This window comes from Anoxybacillus sp. LAT27, assembly GCF_022030075.1.
Lineage (GTDB): Bacteria > Bacillota > Bacilli > Bacillales > Anoxybacillaceae > Anoxybacillus > Anoxybacillus kestanbolensis.
Window position 1 is genome coordinate 122,430 of the sequence record NZ_JAIWYK010000061.1, and the last position, 13,369, is coordinate 135,798.

General features: G+C 41.0%; 17 protein-coding genes. 4 read left to right on the forward strand and 13 right to left on the reverse strand.

Annotated features, from left to right (window positions below):
* Positions 1 to 6: 6 nt before the first annotated feature.
* The 4 genes from bioA to LD028_RS03185 all read right to left on the reverse strand — a co-directional run bounded on the left by bioA (position 7) and on the right by LD028_RS03185 (position 4,412).
* Entirely contained in the window at positions 7 to 1,371 is a 1,365-nt protein-coding gene (bioA, locus tag LD028_RS03170; protein ID WP_237810914.1) for an adenosylmethionine--8-amino-7-oxononanoate transaminase, read from the reverse strand.
* Positions 1,347 to 2,015, reverse strand: coding sequence for a dethiobiotin synthase (bioD, locus tag LD028_RS03175; protein WP_237810915.1), 669 nt, complete (start codon positions 2,013 to 2,015; stop codon positions 1,347 to 1,349). Before bioD ends, bioA begins: the two co-directional genes overlap by 25 nt.
* A gap of 80 nt (positions 2,016 to 2,095) precedes the next feature.
* Complete coding sequence (locus tag LD028_RS03180; RefSeq protein ID WP_237810917.1) at positions 2,096 to 3,076, reverse strand: YpdA family putative bacillithiol disulfide reductase; 981 nt, start codon at positions 3,074 to 3,076, stop codon at positions 2,096 to 2,098.
* Positions 3,077 to 3,146: 70 nt separating this feature from the next.
* Positions 3,147 to 4,412 carry a Glu/Leu/Phe/Val family dehydrogenase gene (locus LD028_RS03185; RefSeq protein ID WP_237810918.1) on the reverse strand — a complete coding sequence of 422 codons (1,266 nt, stop codon included), beginning with the start codon at positions 4,410 to 4,412 and terminating at the stop codon, positions 3,147 to 3,149.
* A gap of 183 nt (positions 4,413 to 4,595) precedes the next feature.
* On the opposite strand from LD028_RS03185, the gene LD028_RS03190 reads away from it, so the two are divergent.
* Positions 4,596 to 5,282, forward strand: a complete 687-nt coding sequence (locus LD028_RS03190; RefSeq protein ID WP_237810919.1) for a PIG-L deacetylase family protein — start codon at positions 4,596 to 4,598, stop codon at positions 5,280 to 5,282.
* A gap of 28 nt (positions 5,283 to 5,310) precedes the next feature.
* On the opposite strand, the gene LD028_RS03195 is transcribed toward LD028_RS03190, so the two are convergent.
* From LD028_RS03195 to LD028_RS03210, 4 genes are all read right to left on the reverse strand, one after another.
* Positions 5,311 to 5,898 (reverse strand): genetic competence negative regulator, encoded by a 588-nt coding sequence (locus LD028_RS03195; RefSeq protein WP_237810920.1) that lies wholly within the window; start codon positions 5,896 to 5,898, stop codon positions 5,311 to 5,313.
* Between the two features lie 81 nt (positions 5,899 to 5,979).
* Complete coding sequence (locus tag LD028_RS03200) at positions 5,980 to 6,900, reverse strand: MerR family transcriptional regulator (RefSeq protein ID WP_237810921.1); 921 nt, start codon at positions 6,898 to 6,900, stop codon at positions 5,980 to 5,982.
* Positions 6,901 to 6,982: 82 nt separating this feature from the next.
* Complete coding sequence (locus tag LD028_RS03205; RefSeq protein WP_237810922.1) at positions 6,983 to 7,744, reverse strand: metallophosphoesterase; 762 nt, start codon at positions 7,742 to 7,744, stop codon at positions 6,983 to 6,985.
* 1 nt (position 7,745) lies between these two features.
* Positions 7,746 to 8,120 carry a hypothetical protein gene (locus tag LD028_RS03210; protein ID WP_237810923.1) on the reverse strand — a complete coding sequence of 125 codons (375 nt, stop codon included), beginning with the start codon at positions 8,118 to 8,120 and terminating at the stop codon, positions 7,746 to 7,748.
* A 112-nt stretch (positions 8,121 to 8,232) separates the two neighbouring features.
* Here LD028_RS03210 and LD028_RS03215 point away from each other — a divergent pair, with 112 nt between their 5' ends.
* Genes LD028_RS03215 through LD028_RS03225 form a run of 3 tightly spaced genes read left to right on the forward strand, consistent with a single transcriptional unit; the run spans position 8,233 to position 9,300 of the window.
* Complete coding sequence (locus LD028_RS03215) at positions 8,233 to 8,469, forward strand: spore coat associated protein CotJA (protein ID WP_094240833.1); 237 nt, start codon at positions 8,233 to 8,235, stop codon at positions 8,467 to 8,469.
* On the forward strand, positions 8,453 to 8,713 hold the full coding sequence (locus LD028_RS03220; protein WP_094240832.1) for a spore coat protein CotJB: 261 nt from the start codon (positions 8,453 to 8,455) through the stop codon (positions 8,711 to 8,713). The genes LD028_RS03215 and LD028_RS03220 overlap by 17 nt, the downstream gene beginning before the upstream one ends.
* 17 nt (positions 8,714 to 8,730) lie before the next feature.
* Complete coding sequence (locus tag LD028_RS03225) at positions 8,731 to 9,300, forward strand: manganese catalase family protein (protein ID WP_094240831.1); 570 nt, start codon at positions 8,731 to 8,733, stop codon at positions 9,298 to 9,300.
* Here LD028_RS03225 and LD028_RS03230 read toward each other — a convergent pair whose 3' ends face one another.
* From LD028_RS03230 to LD028_RS03250, 5 genes are read right to left on the reverse strand one after another with little or no spacing between them, the layout of a single operon-like run.
* The gene (locus tag LD028_RS03230) at positions 9,301 to 9,741 is read right to left on the reverse strand and encodes a YpbF family protein (RefSeq protein ID WP_237810924.1); all 441 of its coding nucleotides are present in this window, start codon (positions 9,739 to 9,741) and stop codon (positions 9,301 to 9,303) included. It lies immediately after the preceding gene.
* A gap of 60 nt (positions 9,742 to 9,801) precedes the next feature.
* Positions 9,802 to 10,323: a LysM peptidoglycan-binding domain-containing protein gene (locus LD028_RS03235; protein WP_006319362.1), complete on the reverse strand. Its 522-nt coding sequence runs from the start codon at positions 10,321 to 10,323 to the stop codon at positions 9,802 to 9,804.
* Positions 10,316 to 10,906 carry a CPBP family intramembrane glutamic endopeptidase gene (locus tag LD028_RS03240; RefSeq protein WP_237810925.1) on the reverse strand — a complete coding sequence of 197 codons (591 nt, stop codon included), beginning with the start codon at positions 10,904 to 10,906 and terminating at the stop codon, positions 10,316 to 10,318. Before LD028_RS03240 ends, LD028_RS03235 begins: the two co-directional genes overlap by 8 nt.
* Positions 10,899 to 12,344, reverse strand: coding sequence for a RecQ family ATP-dependent DNA helicase (locus LD028_RS03245; RefSeq protein WP_237810926.1), 1,446 nt, complete (start codon positions 12,342 to 12,344; stop codon positions 10,899 to 10,901). Before LD028_RS03245 ends, LD028_RS03240 begins: the two co-directional genes overlap by 8 nt.
* Positions 12,337 to 13,359 carry a YpbB family protein gene (locus LD028_RS03250; RefSeq protein ID WP_237810927.1) on the reverse strand — a complete coding sequence of 341 codons (1,023 nt, stop codon included), beginning with the start codon at positions 13,357 to 13,359 and terminating at the stop codon, positions 12,337 to 12,339. The genes LD028_RS03245 and LD028_RS03250 overlap by 8 nt, the downstream gene beginning before the upstream one ends.
* Positions 13,360 to 13,369: the final 10 nt, after the last annotated feature.

Below are 13,369 nucleotides of genomic sequence, written 5' to 3' on the forward strand. Positions count from 1 at the left end.
TGACAATTAGCCCCTTTTTTCTGTTGTTTCAATAATCGCCTCTTTCATGATAGCGATCATCGCCTCTAGTTGCTCAAACGTACTAGCTAACGGTGGCATAAAAACGATCACATCGCCGAGCGGGCGTGTTAACATCCCTTTTTCTCTCATCGTTAATGTCGTTCTATACCCCATCCGTTCCGTCCACGGATACGGTTCGTGTGTACGGCGATCACGCACAAGTTCGATGCCACACATGAGCCCAAGCTGACGTACATCACCGACATGATTAAGTTCATTAAACGATGCAAGCTGTTCAGCGACAAATGTGGCTTTTTGTTCTATTTGTTCTATCAGTCGCTCACGTTCAAAAATTTGTATATTTGCTAAAGCAGCGGCACAACCGAGCTGGTTTCCTGTGTAAGAATGTCCATGGAAAAACGTTTTAAACTCTGCATAGTCGCCATAAAATGCTTCATAAATCGCTTCGGTCGTCAATGTAGCAGCAATCGGCAAATAACCGCCCGTAATGCCTTTTGCCACCGTCATGATGTCAGGTTGCACATCTTCATGCTCGATCGCAAATCGTTTTCCTGTTCGGCCAAAACCGGTAGCTACTTCATCGACAATGAATAAAATGTTATATTGCCGACATAATTGTTCCACCCCTTTTAAATATCCTTTTGGCATGACATGCATACCACCTGCCCCTTGAATCATTCCTTCAACAATCATGGCGGCAATTTCTTCATGATGTTCAGCAAATAACGCTTCTAATGCACCTAACGCCTCATCGCGCACAACGTTCGGATCGTTGCTTGGGTGGCGATAGACGAGCGGAAACGGTGCTTTATAGCTCGTAAACATAAGCGGTTCATATACGGTATGAAAAAGATCAATCGCTCCGACGCTAATGGCGCCGACTGTATCTCCGTGGTACCCATTTGTTAATGTGACAAATTTTTGTTTTTTATGTTCTCCGATGTTTCGCCAATATTGAAAGGCAATTTTGAGCGCAATTTCTACAGCTTCTGCTCCACTGTCTGAATAAAATACGCGCGTTAAATGACTTGGCGTCCATTCGATTAGCTTTTCGGCTAATGCAATGGCAGGAATATTCGCTGCCCCTAACAGCGTTGAATGAGCAATACGTTCAAGCTGAGCACGAATAGCATCATCAATTTCTTTTTTTCGATGTCCATGAACGTTTAACCAAAGAGATGAATATCCGTCATAATATGTTTTTCCGTTTACATCCGTCAAAAAAATGCCTTCCCCGCTTTCGATAACGAGCGGATGTTGTTCATAATCTTTCATTTGTGTAAACGGCAACCATAAATATGTTTTACTTTTTTCAATCCACTCGTTCATTGCCACCATTCCTTTCTCCATACAATTTGTTGATGTGAAAAGTTTGTCATATGCGGAATTTCGCCGATCACCGGAACATGTGTCATCGCTTCAATCATTCGTATGTTTTCTTGTTCAATTTCATTTTTTGGTGTAGAAAAGCCGTTCATAATAATGCCAGCTATTTGTAAACCAAATGCTTTCGCATATTCCACTGTCAGCACCGTATGATTGATCGTTCCAACGCTTGCTCGCGCGACGATGATCAACGGAAAATGTAGCAGTTGAGCTAAATGAGCAATGAGAAACGACTTATCAACGAGTGGAACCGCAATTCCTCCTGCTCCTTCAACAAGCACGAAATCATAAGTTTGTTGCAGTTGATGGACGTGTGCCACAATGTGATCGGGCTCGATTGTCACTCCGTCGATTTTTGCAGCAAGATGCGGCGAACAAGGAGTTTGTAGTAAGTATGTACATCCATCTTCATCAGTCACATCAATCACTTTTCGGTACACGTCGACATCAGGCGCGATCCATTTCCCGTCTTGCCATTGCGCTCCACTCTGCACAGGCTTATAAGCTATCACACGTATACGCTTGTCAACAAGCGTGCGCAACATACAAGCAGTGACAAATGTTTTTCCTACGTCTGTATCTGTCCCTGTAATAAAAAAACCTTTCATTATGCTCCTCTCCCTCTTATTTGTTAACCTATATTTTATTACAGTTAACAATATAAAACAATAAAAAAAGCGCCCGAATTTTATTCGGACACTTTCTTCTCTCTTTTAGCAATGCATGCAGCAATCAAGTCACCGTGAAAACGACCGTTTTCAATAAAAATTTCATTTGCGTTATTTCCAGCCGCAATGACGCCTGCAATAAAAATACCTTCCACATTTGTTTCCATCGTTTCTAGATCGTATGCTGGTCGCCCTGTTTCAGCGTCAATATAAACGCCCATTTTCTTTAAAAAATCATGGTCAGGATGATATCCTGTCATCGCAAACACGAAATCGTTTTTTATTTTCTTTTCTTCGCCATTTACTGTATAAATGACGGCGTCTTCTGTAATTTCTTTCACATGTGCATTGAATTCCATCGTGATGACCCCTTGGCGCACAAGGGAGTCAAATTCAGGCAAAATCCACGGTTTGATGCTCGAAGAATATTGTGAGCCGCGATATAATACGGTGACGCGCGCCCCTGCTTTCACGAGTTCTAATGCTGCATCGACGCTTGAGTTTTTTCCACCAATGACGACGCAATCTGTATTGTAATAAGGATGGGCTTCTTTAAAATAATGCGTCACTTTCGGCAAATGTTCGCCAGGCACGTTCATATAATTGGGGTTGTCGTAATATCCCGTCGCAATAATGACGTATGTTGCTTCATACGTACCTTTGCTCGTTTCAACAATAAACGAGCCATTCGCTTGCTTCGTTACGCGTTCGACTTTTTCAAATGCATGAACGCGAATGTTTTTTCGAGTGACAACTTCTCGGTAATAAGCGAGCGCTTGATTGCGCTTCGGCTTTCGGTTTTCAGTAATAAACGGTACCCCGCCAATTTCTAAACGGTCACTCGAACTGAAAAATGTTTGATGTGTCGGATAATGATATAGTGAATTGACGATGTTCCCTTTTTCAATGACAAGCGGTGAAAAGTTTGCGTTTTGTAAGGCAATCGCAGCTGCTAACCCACACGGTCCTCCACCGACAATAATAATTTGTTCTTTTTTCACTTGACGCTCACTCCAATTAAAAAATCTCCTATCATACAATGATAGGAGATTTTTTGTATTCATGCAAATATTAAATCCAACCACGGAAACGGCATGCTTCCGCCATTTTACGCACACCGACCATATATGCAGCTAAGCGCATATCGACGCGACGCGTTCGTGAAGTTTCATATACGTTATTAAACGCTTTCACCATCACTTTTTCTAGCTTTTCTTCCACTTCTTCTTCCGTCCAGTAATATCCTTGATTGTTTTGTACCCACTCGAAGTAAGAAACTGTTACCCCACCAGCGCTCGCTAGGACGTCAGGAACGATTAAAATGCCGCGCTCCGTTAAAATTTCTGTCGCTTCTAACGTCGTCGGACCGTTTGCCGCTTCGACGACGATTTTCGCTTTAATGTTGTGGGCATTTTCTTCTGTAATTTGGTTCTCGATCGCAGCTGGCACTAAAATGTCGCACTCTAGTTCAAGCAATTCTTTGTTTGTAATTGTATTTTTAAACAACTTTGTTACCGTACCAAAGCTGTCGCGACGATCTAATAAGTAATCAATGTCAAGACCGTTCGGATCGTACAAACCGCCGTATGCATCAGAAATGCCGATCACTTTCGCTCCCGCATCGTGCATAAATTTTGCTAAATAGCTTCCTGCGTTACCGAATCCTTGCACAACAACACGCGCGCCTTTTAAGTCGATGCCGCGCTTTTTCGCCGCTTCACGAATGCAAATGGTAACCCCTTTCGCTGTTGCCGTTTCACGACCGTGTGAACCACCGAGTACAAGCGGTTTTCCTGTAATGAATCCCGGCGAGTTAAATTCGTCAATTCGGCTATATTCATCCATCATCCACGCCATAATTTGTGAATTTGTAAACACATCAGGCGCAGGAATATCTTTCGTTGGACCGACGATTTGGCTAATGGCGCGAACGTAACCGCGACTTAATCGCTCTAATTCACGGAATGACATGGTACGCGGATCGCATACAATTCCACCTTTTCCACCGCCATACGGTAAATCAACAATCCCACATTTTAAACTCATCCAAATGGAAAGTGCTTTCACTTCTCGTTCTGTCACGTTCGGGTGAAAGCGAATACCCCCTTTAGTTGGACCGACCGCATCGTTATGCTGTGCACGGTAGCCAGTAAACACTTTTACTGAGCCATCATCCATGCGCACCGGAATTTTCACCGTTAACATGCGCAACGGCTCTTTTAATAGCTCATACACCTCTTCAGGATATCCGAGCTTTTCGAGCGCTCTATGTATGACGATTTGTGTTGCTCGTAGGACATCATGTTTTTCTTCGTTGGTATGCTTTTCGGCTACCATTTGTAAACCTCCCATGACCTTTTGTAAAATATTGTCCGCCTTTCATGTCATAGTATACACCTTCTATGCGCATATGCAAAGAAGTTTTTATTGATTTTTTGTAATCGTTTTCAAAAAAAACGATCATTCACATCACGATACGAAAGCGATATAATGAACGTACGATAGAAAGGGGCGAAAAAGATGAAAAAGCGAATTTTATTTTGTTTTGCACATCCTGATGATGAGACGTTTACGGTTGGAGGATTGCTTGCCACATTAGCGAAGCGTGAGGATGTCGAAACGATCGTATATAGCGCAACGCTTGGCGATGCCGGAAAGTGTGGAAATCCGCCAGTTTGTACGAAAGAAGAGCTCCCACACGTACGTAAAAAGGAATTGGAACAAGCAGCGGCTATTTTAGGTGTTGATCATGTCATTACTGGTACATATCCTGATGGAAAATTACCCGAATATGAAGAACAGCTCGTCGATTCCATTCGTCATATTATTGAACAATATAAGCCGACCGTTGTCGTGACGTTCCCACCGCATGGTATTTCGGGACATCGAGACCATCAAGCGATTCAACGAGCCACGTATCAAGCAGTAACGTTGATGGATCATATTGTAGAGCAGTTGTATTATGTAACTGTCGTTGGTCGCCCGGATCGTTACGGTGACCCAATTGAAAACATCGATATCGTCTTCACATTCACAGATGAAGAAGCAAAAAAAGTGCGCAAAGCTTTACTTGCCCATCGTACACAACATTTATCCGTTGAACGTGTGTTTCCAGCTGTCCATCATGACTCATTTCATAAATTTCAAAATAAGGAATACTTTATACGTGCATGGGCAAAAGAAGATGAACCACCTTATCCATTTTAAGAAAATAACCTTCGCGTATGGGCGAAGGTTATTTTTTCACAAAGTATTTATATAGTTGGGCAATCGCTTCGTTGGCGATCAATTTTTTGCCGTACTCTTCGACACGATAAATCGTTAATGTGGAGGGGCTTCCGTATTCAGCTAAAATAGCAACAAAGTCATCTGTTGGAATGACAGATTCTGCAAAATGTAAATAAAAGCGTCCTTCATAACTGTAAAGCGAGCCGCCATGACAACCGAGCGAATAAAGACGCGTCGCTAATTGAATGACATCTTCAAACGTTTGAAATTCGAAAAATATATCATCGCTTTCATCTAGCGTGACTTGCATTTCAATATAATCGTCGCTAAACTCGTCTTCCTCATCTGCCATCTCACCTTCGCTCGTTACGATCACGACCATGCCCTGTGCTGGTAAAGAGTACACTTCAACAGCGACCGACCCATTAATTTCAAAGCCGAGCTCCTCACTTGCTTCCTCAATCATATCGCGAAATAGTTCATGCACTTTAAACGTATCTTTCCATAAATCTTCTTTCGTTAACCCGCGCTCAACTAGATCGTCAAATGTGAGGAATATTTTAATTTTATTGTAGTTTAAGCGTTCAAGCCGCATAAACATCCCTCCTTACCTACACAGACTTTACTGTTAGCATATGACGAACGTGTAAAAATGTTCGTCATATTACTAATGAGTTTACATCGTTTTCTCCCTTTTAGACAAGTATTTTTCATTCGATTTTAACCACTCGTCCCATTGCTCTTTTGATTGTCCGAGAAAATAATCGCCGTACTTGCCTTTTACTTGTTCATCAACTTTATCGAACGCCCGTCCCCCAATTCCAATACGAATATGTGGATATGTTTGTTTCAATTGATCGACGAGTTTTAGCGTCGCTTGTACATTTTGTTGTAACGTGCAAGATAAAAAGACGTATGATGGCTTTACTTCCTGAATGACAATTGATAAATCTTGTTGCTGGATGCTTGCCCCTAAATAAATCGTTTCGTAACCCCTTCTGCGCAAATATAAAGTAAAAATAAGTAACCCAAGTTCATGCCATTCATTTGGTCCGCAAACGGAAATCGTTTTTGGAAGCAAGCGATTTACAGGAATCATAGAAAACGCCATGCCAAGTCGTGACCGTAAAAAGGCAGAAGCGAAATGTTCATGCGCGCTCGTAATTTTTTCATTTTCCCATAAGTCCCCGATTTTTACGAGTAATGGGCTTAAAATATCGAGTGCAACTTTCTCAACTGTATATAAACTGAACGCCTCATTTAGCAATTCATGTGCTGTCCACTCTTCAAATGATAAAAGAGCTCGCAACAATCGTTCTCGAAGCGTAGTGACATGATCTTCTGCTTGTATACGCACCTCTGACGGTCGCTGTTCTAACAGTGAAATAGCTTGACTAATCGTGAATCCTTGATTCACTTTATCAACAAGCCATTTCAATATTTGCACTTGTTCCTCTGTATATAGACGATGTCCCGCTTCATTGCGCGGTGGGGCGATAATTTGATAACGGCGCTCCCACGCTCGCAACGTCCCAGGCTGAATACCTAACATGTTTGACACTGCTTTCACATTATATTTTCCTTCTTGCGTTGACATATAAAATCCTCCATCTTTCGCATCATTCTGTCAACATTATAGCGAACATGACGGAGGTGTGTAAATTTTGTATAAGTTTTGCTTAACTTCTCTTATGTTTTAACTCGATCAGATGCGTTTCCGCACGTGCACCGAAACGAAATGGAAGCGTCGTTGTCCCGTATCCGTTGCTCACAAGTAGCATCGTCCCATTTATATTTCGCAAACATCCTTTTTCATATAGCCCAAACGGTCCGAGACGAATTTGTCCGCCATGCGTATGTCCGCTTAAAACGAGCGCAATTTCATGTTGTGGCTTAATTTTTTCAATGATGCGCGGATCGTGGCTAACAAGGATGCGAAACGTTGTCTGTTCGGCATCGCTTAACGCAAGCTCGAGCCGATCTCGCCTTTTGTTCATATCATCGACACCGAGCAAAGCGATGCGATCACCTTGCTCACTTTCAAATGTAACTGCCGTATTGTCTAATATTTTCACGCCATTTTCAAGCAATAGTGCATCTAACTCATGGTAATCTACTTCGTAATCGTTATTTCCCCAAACAAAATAAACGGGACCGAGCTGTTTCAACAACTCAATATTTCGTTTAACACGCGAAAACGGAACCCCTTTTTCTGTTAAATCGCCGCCGATAATAACAAGATCGACTTTTCCTTTTAATGAGCCAATTAACGTTTTCGATACACGTCGACGATGGATATCTGAAATAAAAAAAATACGAAAGCGAGAAAAGCTTTCTGGAAACGTTGAAAATGGCAATGAATGAAAAATGACGCGATTCCGATGTGCTTCGATCCACATGTATAACATAAGTGCTACAAATATTGTTACAATATACACCATTTCAATTTTCCCTCTCTTTGTATACACTCATTGACATCATACCATATATGAGAGAAAAGAGAAAAAAAATCGTCGTCTTTTTTACATCAATCATCGCCAATATAAAAAACGTCAGTAATACGCTATACGAAAGAAATTGCTCTTTTCGATTCGTCGGTTCCTTTCGCCATGCTTGTAACGTATGCCAAGTCGCTGCGCGAATGAGGATCGCATTGGAAATGAAACCGATAAAGAAACTAACAAGCGCAAAAAATGTTTTCACTGGGTCAAAAATGATGTCGGTCAAAAACACTTCAAACACGAACGGCTCGACCGCTGGCGTCCAAGCGATCATAAAATAGCCACATAAAAATCCAACAATAAAAAGAAACCACATGTTGCTCCCTCCCTTTTTCAACATATGCACTAAAAAATAAAATGACACAGCGTATACAGACATGCCATTTTTTCATACATATGAATGATACTTCAAGAAAGGAGGGAACGTGATGTTTACAACTCGAAAAACATACCATCCATATATAAGCTCATTCGATCCTTGTCCGCCAATTACCGAAAAGACGTACGTTACTGCACCAAATTTATATGTCGGGTTTCAGCCGCCAAACTTGCCGCAATTTTCACCAAGCGAGGCACTAAAAAAAGGAACTTTGTGGAAATTGTTTTATGACCCTTACTATAACGCACGTGAAAAAGGAGTGAGAACAGATGAGCCGCATGCCTAAGGAATATTATGACCTTCTGCACCAACTCCAAGCAATCGATTTTGCGCTCGTTGATTTAACGCTCTATTTAGACACACATCCGAACGATTATGAAGCAATCCGGCAATTCAACGAGCTATCTTTAGAGCGGAGAAAGCTAAAAAAACAGTATGAAACCCAATTTGGACCTTTACAGCAATACGGCAACAGCTACTCTCAATATCCATGGGATTGGTCCAAAACACCTTGGCCTTGGCAAGTATAAAGAAAGGAGGAAACATGATGTGGATTTATGAAAAAAAATTACAATACCCTGTACGAGTTAGTACGTGTAATCCGAAGCTTGCCAAATATTTAATCGAACAATATGGTGGAGCGGATGGAGAGCTCGCTGCCGCGTTAAGATATTTGAATCAACGATATACAATACCAGACAAAGTGGTCGGCCTATTAACCGATATCGGAACAGAAGAATTTGCCCATTTAGAAATGATCGCAACAATGATTTATAAATTAACAAAAGATGCTACACCCGAACAGTTAAAAGAAGCAGGTTTGGGTGAGCATTACGTCAATCATGGTCACGCGTTATTTTATCATAACGCAGGAGGATCGCCATGGACAGCAACATACATTCAAGCAAAAAGCGATCCTATCGCCGATTTGTATGAAGATATCGCTGCAGAAGAGAAAGCACGTGCAACGTATCAATGGATTATTGATATGAGCGATGATCCAGATTTAAATGACAGTTTACGCTTTTTGCGCGAGCGTGAAATCATTCATGCGCAACGCTTTCGCGAGGCCGTCGAAATCTTGAAAGAAGAGAGGGATCGAAAAAAATTTTTCTAGCTATTTATTTTCATGATAAAGCGTGATATCATGTGTTTCTTTCATCCATTCGTAAAGAACGTGCCTTTTTTCCCACGTTCGTTTTTCAAGTAATTCGCTACTTTTTTGAATGAACTCACAGCGGAGTGCATGGAAATCTTGCTCCGCTTTATCACTTTTCTTTTTACAAAATGAAACAAACCAACCAAGCGATCCAACGAATGCAGTAAACCAAAAAATGCGTTCATCATCAATCGCTGCTACAATCATTCGTTCTGTAGACGAATGATTTGGAATAACAACCGTTTGGTATATATACAATCCAAATAAAGCGAGTGAAAACAAAAACAAAATGAACGACCACTTCATTCTTTTTTTCATGTCTTCCCATTCTCTTTTATGCGTTATCATTCGTTGTAAAATCGCCTTTGTCACTTCATCTAATTCAATTGGGAAAATCATAGCCACCCCTGCCGATCGTGTTTTACTACGATTGTATGTCCATCGACAAAGTGGTATACCTTATTTTCCATTCATATTTGGAATTTTTAACACTTGTCCTTTTTGTAGTTTCATGCTCGTTAAATGATTCCATTCTTTAATGAGGTCCATTCCTTTTTCATTTCCGTAATATTTCATCGCAATGCTATATAACGTTTCATTTTCTTGTACGGTATGATAAATAAAAGATGATTCTGTTTCATTCGATTCTTGTTCCTCTTCTTTTGCTTCGTTTTCAAGCGGTTTTTGTTGTGGCTTATGCCCTTTTTGTTGATCGACATCAACAGTCTCATAGCTTTCATCATCAATCGTCACGACTTGGACGGGACGCTTCTCAACTAAGTGATATATGCTGTAAATGGAAATCGGCAATAAAACGAAAAAGAGTGCAAGAATGCGAACGAGTGGATGTTTAACTTTCCATTTCGTTTTTTTCTTTTTATGCACTTCGCTGCGCGGTGGCAACTGAAGCTCATCGTCTTCTTGTTGCTTACTAATATTCTCCATTTTTTTACGCAAATTTTCCGCTTGGTCTTTACGCATCGTTTGTCACCTCTTTTGTACGATACCGGATGTGTAACGCTAAAATAAAATCAATGAGAAAGTGGGCAAAAATCGTGACCCATAAATTGCTTGTCCATTCATAGATAAGTCCAATCCAAAAGCTTAAACTAATGACAGCCAAAAGAAGGAGCCATTTTCGCCAATAACGAATATGCAATAAAGCGAAAATGATGCTTGCGAAAAATAGGCCGACATGCGTCTGAATGACACCACGAAACAATAGCTCTTCACAAAATGCAATGACCATAGTCATGATAAAAATGTGCGATATCGAACGTGAACGAAATAATTTTTCATTGATTCCACCATCATCATACCATTGTTCAGGTGCATACTGAATAAGTAAAAAATCGACAAAAAGAACAAGCGCCGCACAACCGCTACCGTACAATAGTATTTCCCGTATATCCCACTGCCACATCGAAAAGAAGGTCGCAGGCGTAAATAAAAATACACTTAAAATGAGCGCAATAAGAAAAATAAGCGCTTGTGTTACGTATAGATGATAAACGATTTCTTCATCGTTCATTTGACTAGCTATCTCCATTTGTTTTTTAATCATTTGTCCTCACCTTTATTGCAAACATGGAACAGAGCTCTTCCTGCCACGGGCGCAAATGTATTTGTTGAATATGTTTTACAGGAGCGTTTACATATATATCAGCGCCACACCGGTCACAGCAACGCTCATTCGGAAGTGGTTGTTGTTCAAAATATGAAAGCATCGTACGCCGACGACAAGTTTGTTCGTTTATCCATCGTTGCATAAATACCCATTTTTTTATTTTTTCTTGTTTTCTTTGTTCTATATGGGCGTATAGTCGATTAGCTAAAGTGTGTATATCTTCTTGCATATTCATTTGTTCTAGCCAATACAATAAAAGACGTTGTTGCACGTCTGTTAACCCCATTTCCTTCCGCCCATGGCGTAGAGCGTCCAATGCATAGACAATTTGTTCTTTTGTCGGAAATTCCATATCGATCATCAATTGTCCCATTTGTTCATCGCCTGAGGCATACAATAATATGGCAATACTTTCGTTTCCATCGCGCCCAGCGCGCCCAACTTCTTGCCAATATGCTTCTGGTTGTGTCGGCAAGTGAAAATGGATAACAAAGCGAACGTTCGGTTTATCAACACCCATCCCAAACGCATTTGTACAACAAATGACGTCTAACTGATCATAAACGAACTGTTGTTGAATAAGAAGTCGCTGTTCACCATCCATACCTCCATGATAATAGCTTACGCGATGATCCTCACGAAGCACTTCTGCTAATGTTTCTGCCCATTGTCGACTAGCTACATACACAATTCCCGGTTTAGGTAACGTGGCGACAAGCTGTTTTAACGCCTTGATTTTTTCTTCTACCGTTTGAACATATTGCACGTATAAACAAATATTTGGGCGATCGAGCGGGTATATATGTTGTTTAACGTCGTCGAGTTTAAGCGTCGTTACAATATCAGCGATAACTTGACGTGTAGCTGTAGCCGTTAACGCTAAACATGGCGGATTGCCGAGCGTTTGGCGAAGAAGACCGAGCTTTAAAAAGTCAGGGCGAAAATCATGTCCCCATTGTGAAATACAATGTGCTTCATCTACGACAAACAACGAAATGTTTATGCGTGTTAACGCTTCGATAAGTAAAGGGGATTGTAAAATTTCAGGCGAAGCATAAATAAAACGATACGATGCTAACTCACGCAACACATCTCGTTTTTCGCGATAAGACAGAAAACGATTGAGCGCTACAACACGTTTTTCACCACGATTTCTAAGCTGCTGTACTTGATCTTCCATAAGCGAAACGAGTGGGGAAATAATTAACACACTGCCGTTTAATATATAACCCGGGAGCTGATAACAAAGCGACTTTCCGCCACCGGTCGGAAGCATAGCAACACAATTTCGTCCATTCAGCACATCTTCAATAATTTCTCTTTGCCCCATGCGAAACGAATCGTAACCAAATCGTTCCTTTAATATGTTAAACATCTTCCCTCTCCCACCTTGCCAACGCAAGCCGAATTTCAAAATAAGAAACGTCTTGTAACACTTCTTTTATCGCCCGTAATTTTTTCGTTTGTAATTTTTGTGCTTGCTGAATAATGCGCTTGCGTTTATTCTCCTCTAAAAATGGCGTCGTCACAAACGTTGGAATATATGTGGCGATTTCGACAATATGATCTTCAATCGTTCCTTTTTTCAATCCACGCAACTCGGCAATTTGTTCGAGTGAATACCCTTCCTTTAGCAATTCCCATGTTTTTTGAGCGGAACTCGTTAATAGGAAACGTTTTTGTTCCCGCAGTGAAAAAAGAAGCGGAAATTTTTCCTCTTCTTTTTCCGTCATTTCAAGCATAAAATGAAGAACATTTTGAAACGATAACAAAACCGCTACATCTTCCTCCTTTATGGCATAGGCAACTTGTTCGTTCGTCCATCCGATACGCTCATGGCTTGTCAACCGCCAAACGAAAATGTTAGCATCTTTTTCCTCTACATAACGAAGTAGCGCGTACATTTCTTCATATAATAAACGGGCGAGCGCTTGTATATGCTTATGTTGAAACAGCCACCGCTTCACGAACGATTGAATGTGTTCATCGCGATGTACAGGCTCAAATGATGTGCGATGAATGATGTTTGCGAGCGTTTGGATAAGTAAGGACAGCCTTTTCCAAAACAAAGAAGCCTCATTCATATATTTCCATCCATCAATGTAAGGGGGAAGTATAAAATGTCGGATTTTCTCTTTTCCACTTGCGGTTGTGCAATATATGTATTCGTCCACTTGGGAAATCAGTCCATCCATCTCTAATGCTCGTGTGACGTCAAATAAACGAGTACGGTCAATTGGTACCGTCCCAAATAGACGACTAACATCATACCATTTACTATCTTGTAACGTTTGTGCTGTTTTTTTGCCATTCAGTAAATGATCGATCGCAGCGAGCGACCGTTCTCCCCGAAATCGGTCGATACAAAATAAAACGATGTGTTGTAACATGCGACATTCA